Raw genomic sequence first — 25,830 nt, forward strand, 5'->3', positions numbered from 1 at the left:
CTGGACGTTGTTGGTTCTCACGCGGCTTCCCGTTCGGCCACCGGCGCACGCCTCTTCAGTTGGGAGGCCATCACTCCGCCCAGGATAAGACCCCCGCCCAGCAGGTGATAGCCGTGGATCGGCTCCCCCAGACTGATGACGGCGATCAGCGCCGTACAGAGCGGCAGCAGGTTCATAAAGACCGAGGTGCGCTCGGCCCCCATGCAAGCGAGGCCGCGCATCCAGCAGTAGGCCGCCAGCAGGGACGACGCGAGCCCGGCAAACAGCACCAGTCCCCACCCTTCGGCGGGCACTGCCAGCGAATCGGCACTCAGAGCAACTGGCACCAGCAGCAAGACTGCCAGCAGGATCTGCATATAGAGGTTGAGCCAGGGGCCGAACGGCAGTTGCCAGCGGCGGATCAGCAGCCCGTAGAGGGCATAGCTGACAGAGCCCAGCAGCATCATGCCATCACCGGGGTTGATGCCGTTATGGAGCAGGGCGAGCGGTTCGCCCTTGCCAAGCAGCCAGAACACCCCGAACAGCGAGATGCTCATGCCCGCCAGCGCCTGTTTGCCGGGACGCTGAGCGAAGAAGATGGCGCCGAGCAGCAGGGTCAGCATCGGGATCAGCGAGCCGATCACCCCCATGTTGGTGGCCGAGGTACTGTGGGCGGCGTAATAGGCCAGACACTGGAACAGCACCATGCCCAGTGCCGCCAGCACCAGCAGCTTGCCAAACCAGGGGCGGATCTCGCTGCGGCGGCGCCACAACTGGGGCAGGCAGAAGGGAGTCAGTGCCAGCGCGGCAATGACCCAGCGATAGAAGGAGATGGCCGCCGGGTCGAGTACGCTGGCCGCTGCCTTGGAGACCACGGTATTGGTAGCCCAGATCAGCACCGCCATCAGCGGAAAGAGCAGGGGGGAAAAGATTCGCATCAGAGATCCTTATTGTCAGGCTGGCAAGTCTACCCTTGTCTTTCTATTGGCAAGTAGCGTAAAAAAGACAGATGATCCCGCAGAAAGGACAACCTGTCATGGTGGCTCACCACTACCATTCCACCGATAGCGAGCTGCCAGCCCCCAATCCGCTCTATTTTCGTTATCAGCAGTTGCGAGCCGACAGCATCACCTCGCTTCACTCCCATCCCTGGGGGCAGCTCAGCATGATCAGCCTGGGGGTGATGGAGATGGAGCTGGGGGCACAGCGGTTGGTGGCGCCCGCCGACTACCTAATCTGGGTGCCGGCGGATCTCGATCACACCGCCTACAACGAACAGGCCCTCGATTACACCTCGATCTACGTTAGCCACGAATGGTCGGCCAGATTGCCGCCAGAGCCGAGATTGCTGCTGATGACCCCGCTGATCCGCGCCCTGCTGAGCGATTTTTGCGAACGGCGGGTAGGTCATATGATGGATGAGTGGGATCAACGGCAGGCCGAACTACTGGTGGCGCGACTGGCGCGTACCCGCTGTCAGGAGAGCTACCTGCCGATGAGTCAGGACAAGCTGCTGGCCCCCATGCTGGCGGTGCTGCATCATGACCCGGCCGATCCCCGCACCTTGGCCCAGTGGGCCGGGCAACTTCATACCACCGAGCGCACCCTGGCACGCCGCTGCCTGCGGGAGCTGGGGATGAACTTTGGCCAGTGGCGGGCGCGGTTGCGGCTGCTCAAGGCGCTGGCCTGGCTCAAGGGCGACCTGCCCATTCAGGAGATCAGCTGGCGGCTCGGTTATGGCTCCACTTCGGCCTTTATCGCCATGTTCAACCGGGAGCTGGGCTGTTCCCCCCAGCGTTATCGCCAGCAGCTCGGGAGTAAAAAGGGGCTGTGATTCAAAATGATGAGGGCGCCTGCGGGCGCCCTGTAGATCCAACTATTGAGGAGTTTTCTGCCATGTCACAACACATAGGTGCATTGACCCTGCTGGTCGCCGATTACGATCAGGCCATTCGCTTTTTTACCGAGGGACTTGGCTTCGCGCTCTTGGAAGATACCCGGCTAGATGAACCGGGCAAACCGGGCAAGCGCTGGGTGCGGGTTGCCCCCAAAGGTGCCCCCGGTTCCGCGCTGCTGCTGGCGCAAGCGGCCAATGCGCAGCAGCAGGCCGCCATCGGCCAGCAGGGCGGCGGTCGGGTGTTCCTGTTTCTCGAGACCGATGACTTCTGGGGGGATTACCAGCGCATGCTGGCGTACGGTGTGCATTTTTGTGAACAGCCCCGCGACGAGCCTTACGGCACCGTTGTGGTGTTCGAGGACATCAGTGGCAACCGCTGGGACTTGCTGCAACGCGCTGCTGCCAACTGAATCTGAAAACGTTTATCATCCCGCCTGTCATAAAGTCATAAAAGTGTCACAGAAAGTTCTAATAATTGGCGCACCCATCTTCACAGAGGAGAGAGAAGGGAATGGCTAAGCGAATTCTGGTGGTCGAGGACGAAGCACCGATCCGCGAAATGCTCTGCTTCGTGCTGGAGCAGAAGGGATATGAGACGATTGAAGCGGAAGATTACGCCGATGGACTGGCGAAGGTGCGCGAACCCTACCCCGAACTCATCGTGCTGGACTGGATGATGCCGGGCGGCAGTGGCATCCAGTTTATCAAGCAGCTCAAGCAGGATGAGGTAACGCGCCAGATCCCGGTGGTGATGCTCACCGCCCGCGGTGAAGAGGAGGACAAGGTACGTGGTCTGGAGGCTGGTGCCGATGACTACATCACCAAGCCGTTCTCGCCCAAGGAGCTGACCGCTCGCCTCCATGCGGTGATGCGCCGCGTATCGCCCACCTCGGTGGATGAGGTGATCGAGGTGCAGGGGCTGAAACTCGATCCTGTCTCCCACCGGGTCAGTGCCGAAGAGAAGGCGCTCGACATGGGACCGACCGAATTCAAGCTGCTGCACTTCTTTATGACTCACCCCGAGCGGGTCTACAGCCGTGAACAGCTGCTCAACAATGTCTGGGGTACCAATGTGTACGTCGAGGACAGAACCGTGGATGTGCATATTCGCCGCCTGCGCAAGGCGATCGAAGAGACTGGGCACGACAGATTGATCCAGACGGTGCGTGGAGCCGGATACCGCTTCTCAACCCGTCTCTAGAGGCAGTTATGTTGCAACCTTACGCCTGGCGGCGACAGTTGTGTCGAATGGCGTTTTTCTATTTGCCTTTCGCTCTGTTCGGTTGGCTGATTGATCATCTCCCCCTCTGCCTGTTGGTGGCGGCTGTGTGTCATCTGGGCTGGCACTATCGCTTCCAGAAGCGGCTGTCGGACTGGCTGTGGCACGATCGCAGCCTGGTGCCCCCCAGCGGCAGTGGCAGCTGGGAGTACATCTTCAACGGTATCTACAAGTTGCAGCAGCGTCACCGGGCCCGCCGCCGCGAGCTGGCGGGGCTGATCCGCCGCTTTCGGGAGGGGGCCGAAGCGCTGCCCGATGCCGCTGTGGTGTTTCGCACCGACGGCAGTATCCTCTGGTGCAACCGGTTGGCGGAGCAGCTGCTCGGTTTTCGCTGGCCGGAGGATGCCGGTCAGCATATTGGCAACCTCATTCGCAATCCGGCCTTTAACGCCTATCTGGGCAAGGGGGCGTATGACGAGCCGCTGGAGATGAGCTCCCCGGTCAACGAGGAGAAGTTTCTCGAGTTTCGCATCATGCCCTACGCCTCGGATCAGGCGATGCTGGTGGTGCGGGATGTCACCCGCCTGCGCAGTCTCGAGAAGACCCGCAAACACTTCGTTTCCAACGTTTCCCACGAGCTGCGCACCCCGCTGACCGTGCTCAAGGGCTATCTGGAGATGACCGAAGAGCCGCCCCCGCCCGCCATGTGGGCCAAGGCGCACAAGGTGATGATGGAGCAGACCATCCGCATGGACAATCTGGTCAATCAGCTGCTCACCCTGTCGCGTATCGAGGCGGCCCCCTCGGTGGATCTTTCCCATCTGGTGGACATGCCCGCCATGCTGGGGTTGCTGGAGCAGGAGGCGCGGGCACTCTCGGGCGATCGGGCCCACCAGATCGAATTCATGGTGCAGCCTAACCTCTTGGTGCGTGGCGATCAGGAGCAGTTGCGTAGCGCGGTCTCCAATCTGGTCTACAACGCCATCCACTACACCCCGGCGGGGCGCAAGATCAGCGTGGAGTGGCGCAAGCAGGGGGCGATGGCGCTGTTTGCCGTGAGCGACGAGGGGGAGGGGATTGCCCCCGAGCATCTGGCGCGGCTGACCGAGCGGTTCTATCGGGTCGACAAGGCCCGTTCCCGCCACACCGGCGGCTCAGGGCTCGGCCTTGCCATCGTCAAGCATGCCCTCAGTCACCACGACTGCCAGCTCGATATCGAGAGCCGGGTCGGCCTTGGCAGCCGCTTCAGCTTTCTCATTCCAGCCCGCATGGTGGTGATTAAATAGTCTTTTATGGCAATGGGTTAGCGAAGGAGAGAGGGCGGCGACAGCGGCCCTCTTTTCATTTGGTCCATCGCCTCGCCATGTCATTAAAGTGTCACATTAAATCCATAAATTTGTCACTGCCAGGTCAGATACTGGCGCCGTCTTAAGAACGGACCTTCGGTAACTTTGACCAGATAACGCCACCGAGCGACGGCCAAAGTAACGGACTGCCAATTGACGATGACCTTTTGCCACAGTGGTGAGGGCATGGAATGTAACTCAACAAACTGGTCGGCGAGATCGGCGTTGAGCAAAGTTAACACCGTGTTTATGGACTGCGTTCTGCAACCTTGGAGAGATTGGATGAAACTCAACAAACTGGCTGGTGTAATCGGATTTACCGCAGCGACTCTATTTTCCGCCAGCACCCTGGCTTATGGCCTTGACAAGAATCTGCCAGATTACACCCCGACCAGCGGCATTTCGGGCAACCTGTCCTCTGTCGGCTCGGATACCCTGGCCAACATGATGACCTTGTGGGCCGAAGAATTTAAGCGCATGTACCCCAACGTCAACGTGCAGATCCAGGCCGCCGGTTCTTCTACCGCGCCGACTGCTCTGACCGAAGGTGTTGCCCAGTTTGGCCCGATGAGCCGCGCCATGAAGGCCGGTGAAGAGGAAGCATTCGAGAAGCGTTACGGCTACAAGCCGACTGCCATTCGCGTTGCAGTCGATGCGCTGGCGGTGTTCGTCAATAAGGACAACCCCATCAAGGGGCTGACCATGCCGCAGATCGACGCCATCTTCTCCAGCACCCTCAAGTGCGGCGAAGCCAAGGCGGCCACCAAGTGGTCTGATCTGGGTCTGGACGGCAACTGGTCCGCTAAGGATCTGCAACTGTTCGGTCGCAACTCGGTATCCGGCACCTACGGTTACTTCAAGGAGCACGCCCTGTGTAACGGCGACTTCAAGAGCGGCGTGAACGAGCAGCCGGGTTCTGCCTCCGTGGTGCAGTCTGTCTCTGCCTCCCTGAACGGCATCGGCTACTCCGGTATCGGTTATGTCACCTCCGGCGTGCGTGCCGTTCCGCTCTCCAAGGATGGCAAGACCTTCATCGAAGCCAATGCCGACAACGCCATCACCGGCAAGTATCCGCTGTCGCGCTTCCTGTATGTTTACGTGAACAAGCATCCGAACAAGCCGCTCTCCCCGATGGAGCAAGAGTTCGTCAAGATGATGCTCTCCAAAGCGGGTCAAAGCATCGTTGCCAAAGATGGCTACGTGCCGGTGCCGGCCAAGGTAGTACAGGCTGACCTGAAAAAGCTGGGTATCATATAACTGCCTGCAGTCAGTATGCCCTGATAAAACGAGCCCAAGCGGGCTCGTTTTGTTTTTGGCGGCTGTCCGTTTTGTTAATAGCGCAGGATGGATATTTTTCCGCCAGCCGGGCGCTGGCTCCCTTGCGTCGCAGGGCGGCATTTCCGAGAATAGGGCAACGTCACGGCAAAGGATCCCTTCATGATTGCGTCTCTCACCAAGTTTGGCCTGGTAGCCCTCTGCAGTTCCCTGCTGGTCGCCTGCGCCCAGTCACCGACCGGCCGCAGCCAGATGCTGCTCTACTCTCCCCAGCAGATGAGTCAGCTGGGCGCCGACTCCTTCGAGCAGATGAAGAAGCAGGAGAAGGTGAGCCAGGATGCCAAACTCAACGCCTATGTCTCCTGTGTCGCCAAGGCGGTAACCGCTCAGGTGCCGGCCAGCTATGGCATCACCAACTGGGAAGTGGTGGTGTTTGACTCCAAACAGGTCAACGCCTTCGCCCTGCCCGGTGGTAAGATCGGGGTATACAGCGGCCTGCTCAAGGTGGCCAAGAATCAGGATCAGCTGGCGACCGTCATCGGTCACGAGCTGACTCACGTGCTGGCCCAGCACTCCAACGAGCGACTCTCGCGCAGCCAGCTGGCAGGGATCGGTCTGGCGGCCGCCGACATCGCCATGGGCACCAGCGAGTATCGCGGCGCCACCATGGCGGCCCTTGGCCTCGGGGTCGAGGTCGGGGTGATGCTGCCCTATGGCCGCACCCAAGAGAGCGAAGCGGACAGACTGGGACTGGAGCTGATGGCGCGCGCCGGTTTCAATCCGGCCGAAGCCGTTCCCCTGTGGCAAAACATGAGTGCCGCCGCCGGTGGCAACACCCCGCCGCAATTGCTCTCTACCCACCCCAGCAACGAGAACCGGATTGCCGAGTTGCAGGCGCAACAGGCGCAAGTGCTGCCGCTCTATGAGCAGGCCCGCGCCAACGGTCTGGTGCCCCAATGCAAGGCATAAGCCTGCGCATGGCGCGCAGCGACGATGCCGCCGCCATGACGGTGATGCAGCGAGCCAGCTGGCTCGCTGCCTATGGCCAGGTGCTCGGTGCCGACATGCTGGCACAGCTCGATGTCACCGCCCATCTGCAGATCTGGCAGAGCCGTCTGGCCGAAGCGGGCCCAAGGCCCATGCTGCTTTGCCTTGATGAGGTGGTGATCGGCCTGCTCTACTGGCAACCCCAGCAGGAAGCGGGGCAGAGCAGCGCCCTGATCCGCGCGTTTTATCTCCATCCCGATCACTGGCGACAAGGCTATGGCAAACGGCTGTGGCAGGCGGTGGCGATGCAGATGCGCCGCGCCGGTTGCCATAGCGTCAAATTGTGGCTGCTCGATGGCAACCACATTGGCGAGGGGTTTTATCTGCGCCGCGGCTTCGTCTTTGACGGCGAGGAGCGCACCCTGATAAGCCTCGGGCAGCCCTGCCTGCAGCGACAAATGAGCCGTTTGCTCTGATCACTCTCCCGTTTTTCGCCTCCGGTCACTTTATTTTTTTTGCGAATTAATACAATGTCCCCCCAGAACAGAGTGGAATAAACACGGGCTGACAAGGGAGTGCGGGCATGTATTACGGCTTTGATATCGGTGGTACCAAGATCGCCTTCGCGGTCTATGACGGTGCATTGAACCTCTGCCATGAGGAGCGCATGAGCACCCCCGGCAACGATTACGAGGGGTTGCAGCAGTTGATCCGCTCCCGGGTTGAGCAGGCAGATGCCCGCTTCGGCGCACGGGGCTCGGTCGGCATCGGTTTCCCCGGCGTCATCAACAGCCACGATCACAGCATAGTGGCGGCCAACCTGCCCTCCATCAATGGTCGCCATCTGGGCGCCGATCTGGCCGAGCTGCTGGAACGGCCGGTCAAGGTGGATAACGACGCCAACTGCTTCCTCTGGTCCGAAGTGCATCAGGGCGCCGCCGACGGCGCAGGCAGTGCGCTCGGCGTCACCATCGGCACCGGTATCGGCGGCGCCGTCTATCTGGCGGGCAAGCTTATTCAGGGGCGTAACTGGCTGGCTGGCGAGATTGGTCACTACCCCTTGCCTGCGACCATGCTGATGAAGTACCCCGAGTTGCCCCGTCCCCGTTGCGGCTGCGGCCGTCTGGTCTGTTTTGAAACCTATGCATCCGGCACCGGTCTGGAGCGTCTCTATCACCATTTCCATGGCCAGCGCGCCACGGGTCACCAGATTGTGGGACGCTTCGAGGCCCATGAGCCCCACGCAGTCGAGACCGTCGACTGCTGGCTGGAGATCATGGCTGCCGGGCTTGCTACTGCCATTTCGGTGATTGATCCCGAGGTGGTGGTGTTGGGGGGCGGCCTGAGCGGCCTGCCCGCCCTCTATGAACAGTTGCCGCTGCGTCTGCCCGGTCACTTGCTGCCCGGGGTCGCCCTGCCCGAGATCCGTCAGGCCCGCTTCGGCGGCGCCGGTGGTGTGCGCGGCGCAGCCTTGCTCAATCTATGAGATCAGATGTGGGGTCTGATCTCCCCGAAAAAGGAGTCCTCATGACCCGTCTTGAAATCTGTATCGACAACCTGGAATCCCTCTTCACCGCCCAGCAATCCGGGGCGGATCGCATCGAGCTCTGCTCTGCGCTGGGTCTGGGTGGCCTGACCCCCTCCTATGGCTTTATGCAGCTGGCTGCCCGCCACGCCACTGTGCCGGTGTACGCCATGATCCGCCCGCGCGCCGGAGATTTTTGCTTCAACGACGGCGAGTTCGAGATGATGCTGCTGGATATCGCCGCGGCGCGCGCTGCGGGCCTGCAAGGGGTGGTGGTCGGTTTGTTGGATGAGGAGGGGCGGGTGCCTGCCGCCAAGCTCAAACAGCTGGTGGATGCAGCCGGCCCGTTGGGGGTCACCTTCCATCGCGCCATCGACCTCTCCTCCGACTGGCGCCTCGATCTGGAGACCATAGTCGCCGCCGGTTGCGAGCGCATTCTGAGTTCCGGTCATGCGGCCACTGCGCTGGCCGGGCTGGAAACCCTGCAGGAGATGCATCAGGTGTTGGCGGGCCGTGCCAGCCTGATGCCGGGCGCCGGGGTCAATGCCGACAACGTGCGCACCATCATCGAGTTCACCGGAGTGAGCGAAGTGCATATGTCCGGCATGGGCTGGCGCGGGGGCATGGTGCCCCATGGTGTCAATATGGGCACCTCGGACGATGGCCGGGTCAATATCACCGAGGGTGCCAAAGTGGCCGCGGTGCGTGCTTTGCTCGACAAGGCGTGAGGAACGCAGCGCGGTGGCATGGTGTCCCTCCGTATGGCGTCAACATGGGCACCTCGGACGACGGTCGGGTCAATATCACCGATGGCGCCAAGGTCGCAGCTGTCAGAGCCTTGCTGGATCGCGGTTAAGCAGTTCGCCGCCGTTGGGCGGCGTTCATCCGCTTCTTGTGTGAAGTTCCTCCCACTGACGGGGAAATCAGGGGGGCCTCCGGCAGCACCCCGGCCAAAAGTCTGATATTATCCCGCCTCTTTACTACATGGATCTGGAGCAACATCTCAATGTCCCAATACGACTCTATCGAACAGAAGGCCAGCTATGGCATCGGCCGCAACATGGGTGATCAGCTGGCGCAGCAAGCTTTCGCCGGTCTGGATATCCCGGCCCTGCAACAAGGCCTGGCAGATGCCCTGAATGGTCTGGAGTTCGCGGTCAGCCGTGACGATATCAATGATGCCTTCCAGGTGATCACTGCGCGTATGCAAGAAGAGCAGGAAGCCGTTGCCAAGGCCGCAGCTGCTGACGGCGAAGCCTTCCTGGCTGACAACGCCAAGCGCGACGACGTAAACGTGACCGATTCCGGTCTGCAGTACGAAGTGCTGGTCGAAGGCAACGGTGCCGTTCCGGTAGCCGGTCAGTCAGTTCGCGTGCACTACCACGGTACCTTCACCCACGGTGGTGTATTCGACAGCTCCGTCGCCCGTGGCCAGCCGGCCGAGTTCCCGGTAACCGGCGTGATCGCTGGTTGGGTTGAAGCACTGCAGATGATGCCGGTTGGTTCCAAGTGGAAGCTCTACATCCCCCACGATCTGGCCTACGGTGCTCGTGGCGCGGGTTCCATCCCGCCTTACTCTGCACTGGTATTTGAAGTCGAGCTGCTGGACATCCTGTGATCCTGCTGGTTTGATGCAAACGGCGACCCTCGGGTCGCCGTTTGTTTTTGGTGCGATCTGATAGCCAGTATGTGTCGCAGCCAACGGGCTGTGGAGCAGAAAATGGCGACTCTTTTGCGCCATTGACTGGTTTATTCAGCAACGGGAACAGGCATACTGCGACTCATGCGACCGGAGAGGAGAACCCGATGAGCAAGAAGATGAATAAGGTAGCGGGGCTGGCCCTGTTGCTGCTGAGCATTCCGGCCAGTGCCGATGCCATGCGCTGCAAGAATGCGCTTATTACCGAGGGCGACACCACCGCCGAGATGCTGCTCAAGTGCGGTGAGCCTATGCTGCGCGAAGAGCTCAACCGCAACGAGGAGAACCAGTTTGGCAACCTGGTGCAGGTCAAATATGGCGAACGCTGGACCTACAACTTCGGCAAGAACGAGTTCATGCGCTTCGTCACGGTGCGCAACGGTATCATCACCGACATCGAAAACGGCCCGCGCGGCGACTAGCCGGCGGGCAAAGCATGGATGCACAACAGACAGTAGGGCAAGACCCTTTGACTCACATGTCCGGCAAGGGTTCGTTGTGACGAAGCTGGCTGACGGCCTGATTGATCTGGCGGGCCAGCCTCAGCCGCTGGCGGCAGGTCAAGCCATGGAGGCTGATCCTGCCTGCGTTGAATTCAAATGTCCCCAGCGACTCGATGGCAAAATAGCCTCGGTGAAAGCTCTTGATGTAGCGAGCGATCTGTCGTGGGGATAACTGCTTGAACACCTTCATCACATGGTTTCCTGATTGCCGGGACAGGGCACACTATGGTGTCGGTCGATGACACCGAGATGACGGTTTATAAAGATTTGCATGAATCCTCATTCTGGCGAAGGGCACCATAAAAAGGGCCGCCACGGCAGAAAAAGTAGTGCCATGACAACGAGCAGCACCGATATACTGCGGGCTTGAATGGAACAAACGAAAGGGCCTGGGCGTGGAATGGGTTGATGTGGTGGACGGGAATAACCGGGTGATTGGCGTGGCCGAGCGAGCCAAGGTGCGGCGGGAGAATCTCTGCCATCGCGCCAGCTATATTCTGGTGCTCGACGACGCGGATCGGATCCTGGTGCAGCGACGCACCCTCAGCAAGGATTTCTGCCCTGGCATGCTGGATGCCTGCGCCGGTGGTGTGGTCACCACCGGTGAGGAGATGGAGCCCTCCGCCCGCCGCGAGCTGGCCGAGGAGTTGGGCATTGCCGATGTCCCCCTGCAGGGCTTTGGCAGCTTTTATGCCGAAGGGGAGGGCTATCGGGTCTGGGGCGGTCTCTTCAGTTGCCGCTATCAGGGGCCGCTGCAGTTGCAGGCCGAAGAGGTGAGCGCGGTACACTGGATGAGCCTTGCCGAGATTGCCGAGCGCGCCAGCGAATTTACCCCCGATTCCCTGCTCGCCATCGCCACCTGGCAGGCGAGACGCTGACAAGCGTCAGACATTTTTCTCGCCAGAGACAAAACGGGCAGCCTGATGGCTGCCCGTTTGCATTTGTACATTTGTGCATTTGTCTAGGTGGCTACACCAGCTTGAGGCGCCGGTTGGTGCGTCCGCACGCGCTGTGCTTGGCGAGCCAGTGACCTTGCCAGTCGGTGACCAGCCGCAGCAGCGGATACTCCAGATCGAGCCGGGTCACCACCAGCTGGCCTGTTTCATCGCCACTCACGGGATTGCCGCTGGCGGGATCGATGATTTCGACGATGCAGCTCTCGTTGACGATAAAACCCTGACCGGGCTGGCTCTCGTAGGCCACTACCCCCACATCCTGCCACACCAGACAGTTGAGGGCCGCAATGCCGTGAACGGCGCGCAGTGGTGCGGTTTCAGGATGGGTGGCTTCGCACAGCAGGGCGCGGCGCAGCGAGTCGGTGGGGATCTCCGCCGCCTCGGCAGCTTCCAGCAGGTCGAGCAGGGTCACCAACGGACCAACGTAGCCGGTAGGTTGATAGCGCAGCAGCGCCTCCAGCTGGCGCTGGGTATCGTGTGGCCCGCAGGGCACCACGGGGGCGCCCAGCTGGCGGGCGCCGTTATCGAAGATAAAGGCGGTGGGGCCGGCGTGATAGTCGTGGCCGTTGAGCATCACTTCCCCTGCCTTGAAACCGGCGGCAAACAGCGCCCGGGCGGCGCCCCACCAGTCTGCCCCGGCATACTCGGGGATGGCCAGCTGGCCCGGACAGGAGAAGACCCGCAGCGCCTGACTGGCCGGACGGCCGGTGAGACCGGCGAAGGGGGGGTGAGCCTGCTGGGCAGCAAACAGCTCTGTGGTGTCGAGCAGCGGCAGGGTGGCCAGCTCTGACAGATCCTCGAGGTGACATTGGCGATAGGCGCTGGAGTAACCGGCGCAGTATTGACTGACATGGGTAAGCTGATGATTGAGCTGGTCCAGTTGCTGTTGTTCGCGCAGGGCGGGGGGACGAATTTCCAGACCATCGTAGTAGTGTTGCATGGGGCCTCCTGGCGCCGTGAAACCTGCTCAAGAGTAGTCTGCCCGAGCGGAAAATGCCCGTCCGCCATCGGTGATCCGGCTCACGGTTCCGGTTGGGATGGCTCATCACATCGGGTTAAACTGGCGACTTTCCACCACGACTCAGGATGAGAAGCCATGATTGCTGTCGGACAACCCCTGCCTGCGGGCGAATTTACCTTTATTACCCCGGAGGGCAAGCAGCTGCGGGATAGCCACACGCTGTTCGCTGGTAAAAAAGTGGTGCTGTTTGCGGTGCCTGGCGCTTTTACTCCCACCTGTTCCAATGCCCATCTGCCTGGTTACGTGGTGCTGGCCGATCAGTTCATGGCCAAAGGGGTGGATGCCATCTGCTGTCTGTCGGTCAACGACGCCTTCGTGATGCGGGCCTGGCAGACGGCCCAGAATGCTGAGGCCATCACCATGCTGGCGGATGGTGATGGCCGCTGGAGCCAGGCGCTGGGTCTGGCCAAGGATACCGGCGCCTTTGGCGGCATCCGCGCCCAGCGCTTTGCGTTGATCGCCAACGATGGCGTGGTCGAGCAGCTGTTTGTGGAGGTGCCCGGCAAGTTCGAAGTCTCCGATGCCGCGAGCCTGCTGGCCGCGTTGTGAAATGTTAATCACGGTTTGATTTCCCCTTGAATTGGGAAATGGCATCGCTACACTGGGCGCCACTTTCCCATGGTGCCGGCAGGGTTTGCTGGCGCTCCTGTTTGCTGACGAAGAGATGAAGATCCTATGACCCTGGCTTTTGTTGCCCTGATTGCCGGACTGGCGCTGCTGGTCTGGAGTGCTGACAAGTTTGTCGATGGTGCCGCCGCCACCGCCCGTTATGCGGGGATGCCGCCGCTGCTGATCGGCATGGTGATCATCGGTTTTGGCACGTCGGCACCGGAGATGGTGGTCTCGGCGCTGGCGGCCTCCCAGGGCAATCCCGGCTTGGCGCTCGGCAACGCCTATGGCTCCAACATCACCAATATCGCGCTGATCCTGGGTCTGACCGCCCTGATTAGCCCTATCGCGGTGGCCTCTCAGGTGGTGCGCAAGGAGATCCCGATCCTGCTCGGCATTACCCTGCTCTCCGGCGCCCTGCTGATGGATGGTCATCTGGGTCGGATGGATGCGGCTATTCTCGGCGTCGTCTTCGTTGCCCTGATGGGCTGGTCCATCCGGGCTGGCATGAATGGCAAGGGAGATGCGCTGGATAGCGAGACCGCCGAGGATATCGAGAGTGAGGGGATGTCCCTCAAGAGCGCCATTATCTGGTTGGTTGTCGGGCTGGTGTTGCTGATCGGCGCATCCCGCTTGCTGGTGTGGGGGGCGGTGACCATCGCTCAGGCGCTCGGCATCAGCGATCTGGTGATTGGCCTCACCATTGTGGCGGTCGGGACCTCGCTGCCTGAGCTGGCGTCATCGCTGATCGCGATTCGCAAGAATGAGCATGATCTGGCGCTCGGCAACGTGATTGGCTCCAACCTGTTCAACACCCTGGCGGTGGTGGGGATTGCGGCAGCGATTCACCCGCTCGACGTGGCGTCCGAGGTGCTCACCCGTGACTGGAGCATCATGATGGGGCTGACCCTGTTGCTGCTGGTAATGTGTCTGGGCCGCAAGGGGCGGGGGCGGATCAACCGGCTGGAGGGGGGCGTGCTGCTGGCCTGCTTCGTCGCCTATACCGGTTGGTTGCTGACCAGCCAGTTTATCTGAATTGGCGTTGGTGAAATGAGAGAGGGGGAAGCTTGAGCTTCCCCCTCTTGTTTTTGCTCCGTGAGCCTGTTGGCTGGTGAGCGGTGTGCTCAGGCCACTGCCACCAGCTTTTGCCCCTTCTGGCTGCTGTCCAGAATGAGGATGCTCGCCTTGGGGAAGAAGTTGAAGGTGGAGGCCGAGGCCCAGGTGTAGGCCCCCATCACCTTGCCCACCACCAGCTCGCCGATAGCCAGATCCGGCAGCATGATCCCTTCGCGGATTACGTCCACGCTGTCGCAGGTGGGGCCGGAGAGCACCGAGTTATGCTGCTCGCCGCTGGCATAGGGGGTGCTCACCGGATAGGTGACGTGGTCATAGAGTTGGCCGTTGTAGCTGCCGTAGAGGCCGTCATCCAGGTAGTACCAGATCTTGTCGCCACGGTGGGCCTTGCCCATCACGCTGGCGACCGAGGTCATGGCCGGTGCGCTGATAAAGCGGCCCGGTTCGGCAATTTTCTGCACGGTGGCGGGCAACTTGGCCAGCGCCTCGCGGATCGGCGCGCAGAAGCCGTCGATATCGAACTCGCCGTCCTCATAGTCGACCGGGAAACCGCCGCCGATATCCAGCACCCAGGGCTTGAGCCCAAGCGCCCAGGCCTGCTCCATGATCTCGCGGCAGGCGTCGATGGCTTGCACATGGCGGCGGGCGTGCGGCACCTGGGAGCCGACGTGGAACGACAGCCCCATTACCTTGATCCCCTTGGCGTGCGCCAGTTGCAGCAGCGGCAGCGCCTGCTCCGGGGTGCAGCCGAATTTCTTGGAGAGATCGACCTTGGTCTCGGGGTTCGGGAAGCTGACCCGCAGCAGCAGTTTCACTTCGTCCTTGTAGGGAATGAACTTCTCCAGCTCCAGCGGGTTGTCATAGACAAACACAGTGCAGCCGAACTCCAGCGCATAGCGGATATCGCTGTCGCGCTTGATGGGATGGGTATGAATGCAACGTCCCGGGCGAACCCCCTGACTGCGCACCAGATCCACTTCGCCATTGGTGGCCAGATCGAAACAGGCCCCCTCTTCCTTCAAGACAGAGACCACGGCCTCGTGGGGCAGGGGCTTGAGTGCATAGTGCAATCGTACATCGGGCAGGGCGGCGGCCAGCGCCCGATACTGTTTGCGGACGGCTGCCTTGTCGAGCAGCAGCAGGGGGGAGCCGAATTGTTCAACCAGCTGACGGTAATCTTGTGCGACCACATCTTTTGCAACCAGGGTCTCGTTCATTCTCTTTTGGTCATCCTTAGGGGGCGTGATATGCCCAAGCCATATGCGATTGAACCGGCGACGGCCGGGTCAGGCGAGCGGTCCGGTGGGACCAACCGAACACAGTGCATAAATTGATGGCAAAGTGCTTGGTTATGCGCCGGATTATCGGCTTATTGATTCTGTGTGCAAGCATTTTGATTGGATATGTTGGCAAGAATTTCTTGGCGAAACGAGAGGGAGCACTGTTCTCTATCCGGTACTTTTTCCGTTTGGGCCGCATGTCATCTGCGAGCGCCTAACTTGTTGATAGTTAACTAACATTTAACATCATCACCGATGTTCCGGTGGCAACAAAAAAAGTACAAACGGGGATGGCCAAGTGCGAGACAGCTCACATTTTTTGGATTAACATGCCAGCTTCCTAATCCAAACTAGTTCGGATGAAGGTAGCAGGAGAGCGATGGGGGACCATCCACCGAAGAAGTGAATCTTTCAGGTACCGGGCAACCGGTGTGGACTGCTACTGGACGATACTCTGGAGAGACCCGTTAAATCGGGCGCCGAAGGAGCAAGGCACCATGACGACCCGCAAGGGCAGGCTGGCGCCGGAAACTCTCAGGCAAAAGGACAGAGGGGATGGGATGGTTGTACCTGAGCTTGGAACTGTTCACGATCTGTAACGAGAGGTCGTCAGCAAGGTAAAGAGCAGCGCAAGAACCGGAGTGTATGTAAATACATGAGGCTTCCGAGCAGCGCATGAGCCTTGATCACGGCCTCGCAGTAAGAGTGTGAACACGTTCTTGGCCTGCATCCGATCGCCTCTGGCCGATCGCGACACCTATGGGAAGATCATCCTTCTCCTCCTTAATCTTTGTTTTTTAAGGAGGATGCATGTCATCAATTCAATCGGCGTTAACCGCCATCGATAGTTTTATCTGGGGTCCACCCCTGCTGATCCTGCTGGTCGGGACCGGTATCTATCTCACCCTGCGTCTGGGTCTGCTGCAGATTGTGCGCTTGCCGCTCGCCCTGAGGCTGGTCTTCGGTCGCGATCAGGGGCATGGCAAGCAGGGGGATGTCTCCAGCTTCGGTGCCCTCTGCACCGCCCTCTCTGCCACCATTGGTACCGGCAACATCGTCGGGGTTGCCACCGCCATCAAGCTCGGCGGCCCCGGTGCCCTGTTCTGGATGTGGATGGCGGCGCTGTTCGGCATGGCCACCAAGTACGCCGAGTGCCTGCTGGCGGTCAAATACCGCGAGCAGGATGCCAACGGCCAGATGGCTGGTGGCCCCATGTACTATCTGGAGAAGGGGCTCGGTTCCAAGCCGCTCGCCAAGCTGTTTGCCCTGTTCGGTATCGGCGTGGCCTTCCTCGGCATCGGTACCTTCCCACAGGTCAATGCCATCTCCGACGCCATGAGCCTCTCCTTCTCGGTGCCCCGTGAAGCGACCGCCGTGGTGCTGACCCTGATCGTGGCGCTGGTGACTCTGGGGGGGATCAAGTCCATCTCCAGCGTGTCGAGCAAAGTCGTGCCCTTCATGGCCATCTTCTACATCGTCGCCTGCCTCGGCGTGCTGGTGAACAACGCCAGCGCCCTGCCCGATGCCGTTATGCTGGTGATCGAGAGTGCCTTTACTGGCCATGCGGCGACCGGCGGCTTCGTCGGTGCCAGCATCATGTTGGCCATTCAGTCCGGGGTGGCGCGCGGTGTCTTCTCCAACGAGTCAGGGTTGGGCTCTGCACCCATCGCGGCGGCGGCGGCCAAAACCGATTCGTGCGTGGAGCAGGGGCTGGTCTCCATGACAGGTACCTTCATCGACACCATCATCATCTGCACCATGACCGGCCTGACCCTGGTGGTCACAGGCGTGTGGAGCGGCGATGCAAGCGGTGCGGCCATGACCAGTCTGGCCTTTGCCCAGGGGCTCGATGCTCATGTCGGCCAGTATCTGGTGAGCATTGGCCTGCTGTTCTTCGCCTTTACCACCATCCTTGGCTGGAACTACTACGGCGAGCGCTGCACCGAATATCTGTTCGGGGTGAAGGCAATCAAGCCCTATCGTCTGGTCTATCTGGCGCTGGTGGCGAGCGGTGCTTTCCTCCATCTGGACATGATTTGGCTCCTGGCCGATATCGTTAACGGCCTGATGGCGGTGCCCAACCTCATCGGCCTGATTGGCCTGCGCCATGTGGTGATCGCCGAGACCCGCGCCTACTTTAGCCGGGATCTGGATAGCGAAGCCGAGCCGGAGCCGCAGACGGCTTGAGCGCCTCAACCCGTTTCACGTGTCCATTGAAAAGAACAAGCCACGACTCCGGTCGTGGCTTTTTTTGTGCGCCGTGTCTATGGATGGTTACTTTCCCTCTCCCTTCGGGATAAGGTCAGGATGAGGAGGATAGCCCCTCGCTCAGCAGGCTATCCAGACGTGCTCGCACTTTCTCTACCAGTGCCTGATCGCTACCGCGCCAATCGATGCAGCTTGCCAGCGTGGTGGAGGTTCCCGTCATAAAGCGCAGTTCGCCGCCCGCCAGTTCGTAGAAGCGGCTCGCCATCTTGGTACCTTCATCCACATCACCGGCCACCAGTAGCATGGCTTGTGCCAGCACGGCACCCTGGTGATCCTGCCCCGGCGCCAGCCAGCGCTGGGCGGTGCCGGTGATCTTGCGTCCCCCGATCACCAGATTGTACTGGCCATCGCAAAAGGAGCCGGGCACGAAGTCGTAGCTTCCCGCAAGACCGTATTCCGCCAACAGGGTCAGTAGCGGCGCCCCCAGCAGCCGGTAGTAGTGGGCGAGATCTGTGGTGGTGCGGGGCAGTAGCAGGGAGAGGTTGAGAATGCCCGCACCGTGGGGCACGGCGGTGCCACCGCTATCGCGCACATGCACCGGCCAACCTTCAGCGGCTAGCTGCTTGCAGGCGGCTTCGTAATGGGGGAGCCGGGTATCCTTGCGAGTGACAATCAGGCATTGGGGTGCCTGCCAGAGGTGAGCGCGGGGCTGGCCGTCATGGGCACAGTCGCGCAGCCAGCACTGCTCTTGCGCCAGTATCTGTGCGGGTGAAGCGGTATCGGGGAGGGGGGAGAGCAGGCGGTAGGGCATGGCAGCATCCTCAAAAAGGCTGCCCAGCACACTACCCGTGGCGACTGACAAGGTAAAGCCCCGCAGTGCGGGGCTTGGATTTGCTGGCGGTGGGCGATGTCTCAGGAGTGACGCGCTTCGCGCTTTGGCAGCAGCAGGTTGAGCACGATGGCGGTGATGCCACCGGTGGCGACGCCGTAGGAGAGTACGCTTCTGGCCAGCTCCGGCAGGTGTTGCAGCACTTCCGGCACCTGTGCGACCCCCAGTCCCATGGCGAGCGATACCGCCAGGATCATCAGGGCGCGGCGATCCAGTTCCTCGCGGGCGATGATGCGCACCCCGGCGGCGGCGATGGTGCCGAACATCACGATAGTGGCGCCGCCCAGCACGGGCTCGGGGATCTGCTGTACCAGACTGGCGACCGCCGGGAATAGGCCGAGCAGCGCCAGCATGGCGGCGATAAAGAGCCCGACGTGACGGCTGGCGACGCCGGTCAGCTGAATGACGCCGTTGTTCTGGGCGAAGGTGGACATGGGGAAGGTGGAGAAGACCGCCGCCAGCATGGAGTTGGCACCATCGGCCAGCACGCCACCCTTGATCCGTTCCATATAGACAGGCCCTTCCAGCGGCTCGCCGGAGATATCCGAGGTGGCGGTCATGTCGCCGATCGCTTCGAGCGCCGTCACCACGAAGATGATGGCGAGCGGCACGAACAGCTGCCAGTCAAAGCCGAGACCGTAGTGGAGCGGAATGGGCACCATCACCAGCGGACCATCGAAGGTGGGGGGGCTCACTTTGCCCAGCAGCAGCGCCGCGGCATAGCCTGCCAGCATGGCGATCATGATGGCGGAGAGGCGCAGCCAGGGGTTGCGGCTGCGTTGCAGCAACACGATGAGGCCGAGCACCAGCAGGGAGAGGAAGAGGTTGGTGTGGCTGGCGAAGCTGCCATCAGAGAGGGCCGCATAACCGCCGCCCATGCTGATCAGCCCCACCTTGATCAGGGTCAGGCCGATCAACAGCACCACGATGCCGGTGACCAGCGGGGTGATGATCCGTTTCACCAGATGGAGGAAGCGACTCATCACTACGATGGTCAGAGCGGCGGCCAGCATGGTGCCGAACAGGGTGCCCAGCAGATCCTCGGTGGGCATGGCAGCCTGTTTGAGGGCGAGACCGGAGGCGATGATGGGGCCGAGGAAGTTGAAGCTGGTGCCCTGTACCGAGAGCAGGCCGGAACCGATGGGGCCGAAGCGGCGGGTCTGGATGAAGGAGGCGATGCCGGACATGACCAGCGACATGGAGACGATATAACGGGTGTCGGCGGCAGGGAGGCCGAGGGCATTGGCGATAATCAGGGGCGGGGTAATGATGGCGACAAACATGGCGAGCATATGCTGCAGGGCGGCGAACAGGGTTTGGGGCAGGGGCGGTACATCGTCTATGCCGTAGACCAGTTCGCTATGGGCTCGCCTGGGGGGATGTGCCTCCGGGGTGATGCGTTTGGCAGCAGCCTGTTCCATAAGTACCTCGAATTGTGTGGGGAGGGGGGAGAAAATTGGGCGCTATTGTAGAGATTGAAATGGCGCTGACCAGCGCTAATTATGCGAAAAAAGGTTTATTTTTTGATGGGTTGAAACGTTTGCGCGTGGCGATTATCATCTGTCGGTTTGTGTGACCTGTCTCACGGTTTAATTTCCCCTTGCCCCCCCCCGCCTCGGTGTAGAATGAGCCCTCTGTAGTTGTGTGGAGATTCTGGTGCTGAAATTGGCGGAGTTCTGGAGTGCCAAGGTTCACTCCGAAGACTTTACTCGTACCCGCATGGGATTTATGACGGTGCGTTTGCGCCTGCTTACCTGTCTGTTGATGATCGGTTTGCCGGCCTGGGCGGTGGTGGATTGGGTCACCTTGCCCGCCATCCATTTCGAGCAGCTGTTCCAGGCCAGGATCTTCTGCACTCTGGCGTTGTCGCCGCTCATTCCGCTCTCTTATCTTATTCATTTCAAACGGGAACGGATGAAGCTGGCCCTGGGCTACCTGATGGCCGTGATGATGCTCTTCTCCCTCTTCTGCCTGCACAGCTTTGGCGCAGAGCAGGAGCTGCAGGCGGGCTATGTGGCCTTTCCCTATCTGCTGATCACCCTGTTTGCCATCTTCCCCATCCCCCTCTCCCTCGGTTTGCAACTGGCAGGTGTGGTGCTGGTGACCATGCTGCTGGGCCACTGGCTGTTGGTGGGCCAGAGTATCTGGAGTCAGGCCACCCTGAATCAGGTGTGGGTGCTCGGCATGTTTACCATGGCCAGCTGCTGGGTGCAGTGCGGCCAGCTCAACATGCTGCTGCGGCTCTATCGGGAATCCACTACCGACGAGCTGACCGGCATGATGAACCGCCGCTTGCTGATGAAGCAGCTGGAGCAGGCCAGAGAGAAGCTGAAAGCCAAAAAGAAGCCCTTTGCTGTTATGTTGCTGGATCTCGATCGCTTCAAGCGGATCAACGATATCTACGGCCATCTGGCGGGGGATGCGGTGCTCAAGGAGGTGGCTACCACCCTGGGCGAGCAGCTGGAGCCTGACATGGTGCTGGGGCGTTATGGCGGCGAAGAGTTTGCCATCCTGATGCACAACTGCGGTGATCCGGTACAGGCGAGTCGGGTGGCGGAACGGCTGCGGATTGCGGTCGAGGCCCGGCTGGTGAAGAGCCCCACCTCGGATGAACTGCTGGAGGTGACGGTGAGTATCGGCATTGCCATGGCCCGTGCCGGAGACACCATCGATATTCTGATCAACCGCGCCGACGAGTGTCTCTATCAGGCCAAGATGGCGGGACGCAACTGCGTGGTGGTCGAGGGGCAGAACAGCGGAAAGACAGATGCCGCCTGAGGGCGGCATCCTGTTGGCAAGGTGCTGGTGACATCAGGCCAGCTTGTACTTGCCGGAGAGCTGCTGGGCCAGCAACTTGAACATGTTGAAGACCGCCATGGTCTTGCCGGTCGGGGTGCCATCTTCGGCCAGGAAATATTCCCCCTTGAACACCAGAATATCCCCCTTCTGCTCCACCGAATCGGCGCGCATACCGTGGATGAAGTCTTCGTGGCTCTTGATGATCTTGTTGGCCATCTCAAGCAGGGCAGTCTCGGTGATCAGCTCTTTTTGTGGTTGCATGCTCGTCTCCTTAAACGACTACTGGACAGGGAAACCGTGGATCCCTGCCTCTGATTGAAGAGGCGCCCAGCATACTGCAAACAGGGTTTTTCTGTCATTGATATGACCCCGATTTGTGGCTGTTTATCCGATCACCAGATTCTTCAGCCAGCGGCGCTGGCGAATGCGGCGCTGCACCAGCAGCACCTTGCTGAACTCCTCCAGCAGCACCACCGCCACCACCCAGGAGAGGGGCCAGCCGAGCACAGTAACGGCCACCCAGGCGAGCGGGATGCCGATGCACCACATGCCGACGATATCGATGAAGATGCTGTAGTTCACATCGCCGCCGGAGCGCAGCACCCCGATGATCCCCACCATGTTGAACACCTTGAGCAGCATCCCCAGACACATGATGCCGAGCACCTGTCCCGCTTCTGTCATCAGCTCGGGGGGCAGGTTGCCGACCCATTGCAGCAGGTTGGCTTGCAGCAGCCAGACCGCAATCCCCACCAGCAGCGCGCCAATCGGTGCCAGCAGCAGGAACAGCTGGGAGTGCTGCCAGGCTACCTCGTACTCCTCGGCCCCGAGCCGGTGGCCGAGCAGGGTGGAGCAGGCCACCGCCAGCCCGAAGAAGAGGGAGATAAGGATGCTCTCCAGGGTGCCGAGGGTGGTCATGATGGCCAGCGAATCGGTGCCAAGATGGGCGTAGAGAAAGCCGTAAATCAGCATGCCGAAGGCCCAGAGCCCGTCATGGAACAGCAGCGGCAGGGCGATCAGGGTAAAGCGCACCACCTCCTTGCGTTTGAAGGCGGCCAGCCAGTCATTTTTTCGCGGGATCAGGCGCGCCTCGTAGCGTCTCACGTAGATCAGCAGCAGGGTCGTTTGCAACAGCCGTGAAAGGGTGGTGCCCCAGGCCGAGCCAGCCACCCCCATCGCCTCGAAGCCGAAGTGACCGAAGATGAGGGCGTAGTTGAGGATGACGTTGGCGATGATGGCGATAATGCCGATGCGGGTTGGTGCGGCGGCATTGCCGACCGAGCGCAGGGCTGACTCCAGCGGCACCACGATGGCGGTGCAGAGGATGGTGGCGCCGGTGATCATCAAGAATTGATCCGCCAGTGCCCGCAGTGCCGGATCCTGACTGGCAAAACCCAGCACGCTGCCCGGTGATAACACATAGATGAAGGCAAAGGGCAGGGTGACCAGCAGGGCGCCCACTATGGCCAGCGCCAGGGAGCGGCGCACCCCGGCCATCTCCCCGCGCCCGAAGTATTGTGCTGCCAATACCGAGACCCCGCCCGCGAGGCCCGCTATCACCAGCAGATTGAAAAAGAAGACCCGGTTACCCAAGCCGACCGCCGCCACTGCCGTGGTGCCAAGCTGGCTCACCATCATGATATCGATGAGGCCGAGCAGGGAGAACATCATGGACTGCAGCGAGACAGGCAGGGCCAGTCGCCACAGTCGGGTCATGAACTCGCGATCGGTGGTTTGTTTTAAAATCGCTTGCCAATAATTCATTAGTGTTAACCGGGTTTGAGAAAAGCAAGGTTTGTCATGGGTATGATAGGGGCATGTCGGGGCGTTCTCACTGTGAGTGCCTCTCGGTTTTCTTGTGCAAAACTATCCTGTTGAGGTGTTATGCCATTTGCCAGCGAGTGTCTGGAGATAGCACCAGCCTGTGAAGAGCAGATGCTGGGACGTGAAGGGCTGCCCCTGCTCGGCGAGGCGGGGATCTTCCTTAGCGGGCTTTCGAAGATCCGCGATCACTACCTGATCCGCCGCAATCGCCCCGAGTTTCACATCCTGATGGTGAGTCATGACGAAGGGGGAGCGCTGCTCACCGACGAGGGGGAGCAAGCCATTCCGGCCGGGTCGCTGATTTTCCTGCCCGCCGCCGTGCCCGGCGGTCTCAAGCTGATTGGTGAGCGCTGGCAGATCAGCTGGATTTTGCTCGATGACGTGCCGTGCTGGCAGCACCTGCACCGCCTCGGTCACCGTATCTGGCAAGGGGATGGTGGCGATCAGCTCTACCACCTGCTCAGCCTGATGCAGGGGGAGGGGGTTCGCTCCCCGCTGCAGCCCCAACTGCTCAGCCTGTTGCTGGCGCTGCTGGAGCGCACCCTGCAAGGGGAGGTGCGCGGCACCCCTGAACTCAGATTGCAGGCGCTGTTTCGCCGGGTGGAGGCGCGCCTGGACGAACCTTGGAGTGTCGCCCTGCTGGCCGAACAAATGGCCTGCTCCGTGCCCCATCTGCACCGGCTCTGTCAGCAGGCGTTTGGCATGGGGCCCATGGCCAAGGTAACCGAGCTCAGAATGAACAAGGCGCGCCAGCTGCTGCTCTATACCAACTGGCCACTTGGCGAGCTGGCGGCACGGGTCGGTTACAGCGATGGGGCCAACTTTGCCAACCGCTTTCGTCGTCTGACTGGTCAGACCCCGGGGGCATTTCGTCGACTCGGTCGCAAACCTTTTGCAACGGATATGCAAACTCTTTGAAATTAATGACACAAGCCCCTAGGATCGGCGGGTTCCTGCGTCTAGCTAACCGTTTAGGTACCAAGATCCATGTTTGAAGATAATAACCAGAAACGTCCCCTCTACATTCCCTACGCCGGTCCCGCCCTGCTGGAGACCCCCTTGCTCAACAAGGGCAGCGCCTTCACCAGCGAAGAGCGCAGCAACTTCAACCTCGAAGGCTTGCTGCCCCAGAATATCGAGACCATCGAAGAGCAGGCCGAGCGTGCCTATCGCCAGTTCATGGCGTTTGGCAACGACATGGACAAGCACATCTATCTGCGCAACATCCAGGATACCAACGAGACACTGTTCTACCGTCTGCTGCACAACCACCTGACCGAGATGCTGCCGGTCATCTATACCCCGACCGTGGGCAAGGCGTGTGAAGAGTTCTCCAACATCTATCGCCGTGCCCGTGGCCTGTTTATCTCCTATCCGGACAAGGACAGGATCGATGACATGCTGCAAAACGCCACCAAGCAGAACGTCAAGGTGATCGTAGTGACCGATGGCGAGCGGATCCTGGGTCTGGGCGATCAGGGGATCGGCGGCATGGGCATTCCCATCGGCAAGCTCTCCCTCTACACCGCCTGTGGTGGCATCTCGCCGGCTTACTGTCTGCCGGTGGTGCTGGATGTCGGCACCAACAACCAGCAACTGCTGAATGACCCCTTCTATATGGGGTGGCGCAATCCGCGTATCTCCGGTGAAGAGTATGCGGAGTTTGTCGATGCCTTCATTCAGGCGGTCAAGCGCCGCTGGCCAGATATCCTGCTGCAGTTCGAGGATTTTGCCCAAAACAACGCCATGCCGCTGCTCAACCGCTACAAGAATGAGCTCTGCTGCTTCAACGACGATATTCAGGGCACTGCGGCGGTGACGCTGGGCAGCCTGATCGCCGCCTGCAAGGCCTCCGGCGCCAAGCTCTCCGAGAAGCGGGTGGCCTTCCTCGGCGCGGGCAGCGCCGGTTGCGGCATTGCCGAGCAGATCGTGGCGCAGATGAAGGCCGAAGGGCTGACCGATGCACAGGCTCGTGGTCGGGTCTTTATGGTGGACCGTTTCGGTCTTATCACCGACAAGATCCCCAACCAGCTCGACTTCCAGCGCCGTCTCTCCCAGCCGGTGGAGCGGATCAAAGATTGGCCGGTGGGCGACAATATCTCCCTGCTGGAGGTGATGGAGCACGGTCGCCCGGATATCCTCATCGGGGTTTCCGGCCAGCCGGGTCTGTTCACCGAAGAGGTGGTCAAGACCATGCACAAGCACTGTGCCCGCCCTATCATCTTCCCGCTCTCCAATCCTACCTCCCGAGTCGAGGCAACGCCTGCGGATTTGATCCGCTGGACCGACGGTCAGGCGCTGGTGGCAACCGGCAGTCCGTTTGCACCGGTGGAGCACAAGGGCAAGCGCTACGTCATCGCCCAGTGCAACAACTCCTTCATCTTCCCGGGGATTGGCCTTGGCGTTATCGCCTCCGGCGCCACCCGGGTGACCGACGCCATGCTGATGTCAGCCAGCCGCGCGTTGGCGGAGTGTTCGCCGCTGGTTAAAGGGGAGGAGGGCTCACTGCTGCCGGATCTGGCGGATATCCATCAGGTCTCCCGCTACATCGCCAAGATGGTGGCCAAGACGGCCATGCTGCAGGGCAAGGCGGTGCAGACCCCGGACGAGGTAATCGATCAGGCCATCGAAGCGAACTTCTGGCATCCGGAATATCGTCGCTACCGCCGCACTTCGTTCTGATTTCTGCAAAAAGACGCAAAGCAAAAGGGATGCCTCGGCATCCCTTTTTACTGCACGT

General features: G+C 60.8%; 26 protein-coding genes and 1 riboswitch. Of the genes, 18 read left to right on the plus strand and 8 right to left on the minus strand.

Annotation, left to right across the window (positions count from 1 at the left end; genetic code table 11):
• Nucleotides 1-17: 17 nt before the first annotated feature.
• Entirely contained in the window at nt 18-917 is a 900-nt protein-coding gene (locus OKC27_RS13625) for a DMT family transporter (protein WP_270806390.1), read from the minus strand.
• A gap of 98 nt (nt 918-1,015) precedes the next feature.
• Between OKC27_RS13625 and OKC27_RS13630 the strand changes: the two genes are divergently transcribed.
• The 11 genes from OKC27_RS13630 (at nt 1,016) to OKC27_RS13685 (ending at nt 10,349) form a co-directional block, all read left to right on the plus strand.
• Entirely contained in the window at nt 1,016-1,813 is a 798-nt protein-coding gene (locus tag OKC27_RS13630) for an AraC family transcriptional regulator (RefSeq protein WP_182969532.1), read from the plus strand.
• A 62-nt stretch (nt 1,814-1,875) separates the two neighbouring features.
• Nucleotides 1,876-2,286 carry a VOC family protein gene (locus tag OKC27_RS13635; protein ID WP_182969531.1) on the plus strand — a complete coding sequence of 137 codons (411 nt, stop codon included), beginning with the start codon at nt 1,876-1,878 and terminating at the stop codon, nt 2,284-2,286.
• Between the two features lie 101 nt (nt 2,287-2,387).
• A complete protein-coding gene (gene phoB, locus OKC27_RS13640) occupies nt 2,388-3,077 on the plus strand; it encodes a phosphate regulon transcriptional regulator PhoB (RefSeq protein ID WP_005338414.1) in 690 nt (229 codons plus the stop codon).
• An 8-nt stretch (nt 3,078-3,085) separates the two neighbouring features.
• Entirely contained in the window at nt 3,086-4,381 is a 1,296-nt protein-coding gene (gene phoR, locus OKC27_RS13645; RefSeq protein WP_270806391.1) for a phosphate regulon sensor histidine kinase PhoR, read from the plus strand.
• Nucleotides 4,382-4,723: 342 nt separating this feature from the next.
• On the plus strand, nt 4,724-5,698 hold the full coding sequence (locus OKC27_RS13650; protein ID WP_075113414.1) for a PstS family phosphate ABC transporter substrate-binding protein: 975 nt from the start codon (nt 4,724-4,726) through the stop codon (nt 5,696-5,698).
• Between the two features lie 180 nt (nt 5,699-5,878).
• Nucleotides 5,879-6,685 (plus strand): M48 family metallopeptidase, encoded by an 807-nt coding sequence (locus OKC27_RS13655; RefSeq protein WP_234601481.1) that lies wholly within the window; start codon nt 5,879-5,881, stop codon nt 6,683-6,685.
• Complete coding sequence (locus OKC27_RS13660) at nt 6,673-7,179, plus strand: GNAT family N-acetyltransferase (RefSeq protein ID WP_234601480.1); 507 nt, start codon at nt 6,673-6,675, stop codon at nt 7,177-7,179. Before OKC27_RS13655 ends, OKC27_RS13660 begins: the two co-directional genes overlap by 13 nt.
• 107 nt (nt 7,180-7,286) lie before the next feature.
• On the plus strand, nt 7,287-8,189 hold the full coding sequence (locus OKC27_RS13665; protein ID WP_005338407.1) for an ROK family protein: 903 nt from the start codon (nt 7,287-7,289) through the stop codon (nt 8,187-8,189).
• A gap of 41 nt (nt 8,190-8,230) precedes the next feature.
• Nucleotides 8,231-8,956, plus strand: a complete 726-nt coding sequence (locus OKC27_RS13670; RefSeq protein ID WP_075113412.1) for a copper homeostasis protein CutC — start codon at nt 8,231-8,233, stop codon at nt 8,954-8,956.
• A gap of 278 nt (nt 8,957-9,234) precedes the next feature.
• Entirely contained in the window at nt 9,235-9,846 is a 612-nt protein-coding gene (locus tag OKC27_RS13680; RefSeq protein ID WP_139708705.1) for an FKBP-type peptidyl-prolyl cis-trans isomerase, read from the plus strand.
• Between the two features lie 188 nt (nt 9,847-10,034).
• Nucleotides 10,035-10,349, plus strand: a complete 315-nt coding sequence (locus OKC27_RS13685) for a DUF2845 domain-containing protein (RefSeq protein ID WP_005343911.1) — start codon at nt 10,035-10,037, stop codon at nt 10,347-10,349.
• A gap of 52 nt (nt 10,350-10,401) precedes the next feature.
• On the opposite strand, the gene OKC27_RS13690 is transcribed toward OKC27_RS13685, so the two are convergent.
• Nucleotides 10,402-10,620, minus strand: a complete 219-nt coding sequence (locus OKC27_RS13690; protein WP_111805429.1) for a DUF1107 family protein — start codon at nt 10,618-10,620, stop codon at nt 10,402-10,404.
• A gap of 205 nt (nt 10,621-10,825) precedes the next feature.
• On the opposite strand from OKC27_RS13690, the gene yfcD reads away from it, so the two are divergent.
• Entirely contained in the window at nt 10,826-11,308 is a 483-nt protein-coding gene (gene yfcD / locus OKC27_RS13695) for an NUDIX hydrolase YfcD (RefSeq protein WP_075113410.1), read from the plus strand.
• Between the two features lie 91 nt (nt 11,309-11,399).
• Here the strand turns inward: yfcD and OKC27_RS13700 are convergent, their stop codons facing one another.
• Nucleotides 11,400-12,326, minus strand: coding sequence for a phenylacetate--CoA ligase family protein (locus tag OKC27_RS13700; protein ID WP_197929161.1), 927 nt, complete (start codon nt 12,324-12,326; stop codon nt 11,400-11,402).
• Between the two features lie 156 nt (nt 12,327-12,482).
• Here OKC27_RS13700 and OKC27_RS13705 point away from each other — a divergent pair, with 156 nt between their 5' ends.
• Together OKC27_RS13705 and OKC27_RS13710 are read left to right on the plus strand one after the other, a co-directional pair.
• On the plus strand, nt 12,483-12,956 hold the full coding sequence (locus OKC27_RS13705; protein ID WP_201932565.1) for a peroxiredoxin: 474 nt from the start codon (nt 12,483-12,485) through the stop codon (nt 12,954-12,956).
• 126 nt (nt 12,957-13,082) lie between these two features.
• On the plus strand, nt 13,083-14,051 hold the full coding sequence (locus OKC27_RS13710) for a calcium/sodium antiporter (RefSeq protein ID WP_042058886.1): 969 nt from the start codon (nt 13,083-13,085) through the stop codon (nt 14,049-14,051).
• Nucleotides 14,052-14,140: 89 nt separating this feature from the next.
• Here OKC27_RS13710 and OKC27_RS13715 read toward each other — a convergent pair whose 3' ends face one another.
• Nucleotides 14,141-15,307 (minus strand): type III PLP-dependent enzyme, encoded by a 1,167-nt coding sequence (locus OKC27_RS13715; RefSeq protein ID WP_270806392.1) that lies wholly within the window; start codon nt 15,305-15,307, stop codon nt 14,141-14,143.
• 507 nt (nt 15,308-15,814) lie between these two features.
• A riboswitch (glycine riboswitch) is annotated at nt 15,815-15,930 on the plus strand.
• Between the two features lie 250 nt (nt 15,931-16,180).
• Here OKC27_RS13715 and OKC27_RS13720 point away from each other — a divergent pair.
• Complete coding sequence (locus OKC27_RS13720; protein WP_270806393.1) at nt 16,181-17,557, plus strand: alanine/glycine:cation symporter family protein; 1,377 nt, start codon at nt 16,181-16,183, stop codon at nt 17,555-17,557.
• 115 nt (nt 17,558-17,672) lie between these two features.
• Here the strand turns inward: OKC27_RS13720 and OKC27_RS13725 are convergent, their stop codons facing one another.
• Nucleotides 17,673-18,389: a lipoyl protein ligase domain-containing protein gene (locus tag OKC27_RS13725; RefSeq protein WP_201932559.1), complete on the minus strand. Its 717-nt coding sequence runs from the start codon at nt 18,387-18,389 to the stop codon at nt 17,673-17,675.
• Between the two features lie 101 nt (nt 18,390-18,490).
• Nucleotides 18,491-19,888: a nucleobase:cation symporter-2 family protein gene (locus OKC27_RS13730; protein ID WP_234602003.1), complete on the minus strand. Its 1,398-nt coding sequence runs from the start codon at nt 19,886-19,888 to the stop codon at nt 18,491-18,493.
• 235 nt (nt 19,889-20,123) lie between these two features.
• On the opposite strand from OKC27_RS13730, the gene OKC27_RS13735 reads away from it, so the two are divergent.
• The gene (locus tag OKC27_RS13735) at nt 20,124-21,245 is read left to right on the plus strand and encodes a GGDEF domain-containing protein (protein ID WP_201932553.1); all 1,122 of its coding nucleotides are present in this window, start codon (nt 20,124-20,126) and stop codon (nt 21,243-21,245) included.
• Nucleotides 21,246-21,278: 33 nt separating this feature from the next.
• Here the strand turns inward: OKC27_RS13735 and OKC27_RS13740 are convergent, their stop codons facing one another.
• Both OKC27_RS13740 and OKC27_RS13745 read right to left on the minus strand, forming a co-directional pair.
• Nucleotides 21,279-21,527 (minus strand): YciN family protein, encoded by a 249-nt coding sequence (locus OKC27_RS13740; protein WP_042058875.1) that lies wholly within the window; start codon nt 21,525-21,527, stop codon nt 21,279-21,281.
• 123 nt (nt 21,528-21,650) lie between these two features.
• A complete protein-coding gene (locus OKC27_RS13745) occupies nt 21,651-23,030 on the minus strand; it encodes an MATE family efflux transporter (protein ID WP_042058872.1) in 1,380 nt (459 codons plus the stop codon).
• A 120-nt stretch (nt 23,031-23,150) separates the two neighbouring features.
• Between OKC27_RS13745 and OKC27_RS13750 the strand changes: the two genes are divergently transcribed.
• Both OKC27_RS13750 and OKC27_RS13755 read left to right on the plus strand, forming a co-directional pair.
• On the plus strand, nt 23,151-24,008 hold the full coding sequence (locus OKC27_RS13750) for a helix-turn-helix transcriptional regulator (protein ID WP_270806394.1): 858 nt from the start codon (nt 23,151-23,153) through the stop codon (nt 24,006-24,008).
• 69 nt (nt 24,009-24,077) lie between these two features.
• Nucleotides 24,078-25,772, plus strand: coding sequence for an NAD-dependent malic enzyme (locus OKC27_RS13755; protein ID WP_042058867.1), 1,695 nt, complete (start codon nt 24,078-24,080; stop codon nt 25,770-25,772).
• Nucleotides 25,773-25,830 lie beyond the last annotated feature (58 nt).

Origin of the sequence: Aeromonas sp. QDB62, assembly GCF_027705695.1 — a bacterium.
GTDB classification, from domain to species: Bacteria; Pseudomonadota; Gammaproteobacteria; order Enterobacterales; family Aeromonadaceae; genus Aeromonas; species Aeromonas allosaccharophila.

Coding starts and splice junctions, on each gene's coding strand:
- OKC27_RS13625 (WP_270806390.1), bottom strand. CDS start 917: ATGCGAATCTTTTCCCCCCTGCTCTTTCCGCTGATGGCGGTGCTGATC.
- OKC27_RS13630 (WP_182969532.1), top strand. CDS start 1,016: ATGGTGGCTCACCACTACCATTCCACCGATAGCGAGCTGCCAGCCCCC.
- OKC27_RS13635 (WP_182969531.1), top strand. CDS start 1,876: ATGTCACAACACATAGGTGCATTGACCCTGCTGGTCGCCGATTACGAT.
- phoB (WP_005338414.1), top strand. CDS start 2,388: ATGGCTAAGCGAATTCTGGTGGTCGAGGACGAAGCACCGATCCGCGAA.
- phoR (WP_270806391.1), top strand. CDS start 3,086: ATGTTGCAACCTTACGCCTGGCGGCGACAGTTGTGTCGAATGGCGTTT.
- OKC27_RS13650 (WP_075113414.1), top strand. CDS start 4,724: ATGAAACTCAACAAACTGGCTGGTGTAATCGGATTTACCGCAGCGACT.
- OKC27_RS13655 (WP_234601481.1), top strand. CDS start 5,879: ATGATTGCGTCTCTCACCAAGTTTGGCCTGGTAGCCCTCTGCAGTTCC.
- OKC27_RS13660 (WP_234601480.1), top strand. CDS start 6,673: ATGCAAGGCATAAGCCTGCGCATGGCGCGCAGCGACGATGCCGCCGCC.
- OKC27_RS13665 (WP_005338407.1), top strand. CDS start 7,287: ATGTATTACGGCTTTGATATCGGTGGTACCAAGATCGCCTTCGCGGTC.
- OKC27_RS13670 (WP_075113412.1), top strand. CDS start 8,231: ATGACCCGTCTTGAAATCTGTATCGACAACCTGGAATCCCTCTTCACC.
- OKC27_RS13680 (WP_139708705.1), top strand. CDS start 9,235: ATGTCCCAATACGACTCTATCGAACAGAAGGCCAGCTATGGCATCGGC.
- OKC27_RS13685 (WP_005343911.1), top strand. CDS start 10,035: ATGAGCAAGAAGATGAATAAGGTAGCGGGGCTGGCCCTGTTGCTGCTG.
- OKC27_RS13690 (WP_111805429.1), bottom strand. CDS start 10,620: ATGAAGGTGTTCAAGCAGTTATCCCCACGACAGATCGCTCGCTACATC.
- OKC27_RS13700 (WP_197929161.1), bottom strand. CDS start 12,326: ATGCAACACTACTACGATGGTCTGGAAATTCGTCCCCCCGCCCTGCGC.
- OKC27_RS13705 (WP_201932565.1), top strand. CDS start 12,483: ATGATTGCTGTCGGACAACCCCTGCCTGCGGGCGAATTTACCTTTATT.
- OKC27_RS13710 (WP_042058886.1), top strand. CDS start 13,083: ATGACCCTGGCTTTTGTTGCCCTGATTGCCGGACTGGCGCTGCTGGTC.
- OKC27_RS13715 (WP_270806392.1), bottom strand. CDS start 15,307: ATGAACGAGACCCTGGTTGCAAAAGATGTGGTCGCACAAGATTACCGT.
- OKC27_RS13720 (WP_270806393.1), top strand. CDS start 16,181: ATGTCATCAATTCAATCGGCGTTAACCGCCATCGATAGTTTTATCTGG.
- OKC27_RS13725 (WP_201932559.1), bottom strand. CDS start 18,389: ATGCCCTACCGCCTGCTCTCCCCCCTCCCCGATACCGCTTCACCCGCA.
- OKC27_RS13730 (WP_234602003.1), bottom strand. CDS start 19,888: ATGGAACAGGCTGCTGCCAAACGCATCACCCCGGAGGCACATCCCCCC.
- OKC27_RS13740 (WP_042058875.1), bottom strand. CDS start 21,527: ATGCAACCACAAAAAGAGCTGATCACCGAGACTGCCCTGCTTGAGATG.
- OKC27_RS13745 (WP_042058872.1), bottom strand. CDS start 23,030: ATGAATTATTGGCAAGCGATTTTAAAACAAACCACCGATCGCGAGTTC.
- OKC27_RS13750 (WP_270806394.1), top strand. CDS start 23,151: ATGCCATTTGCCAGCGAGTGTCTGGAGATAGCACCAGCCTGTGAAGAG.
- OKC27_RS13755 (WP_042058867.1), top strand. CDS start 24,078: ATGTTTGAAGATAATAACCAGAAACGTCCCCTCTACATTCCCTACGCC.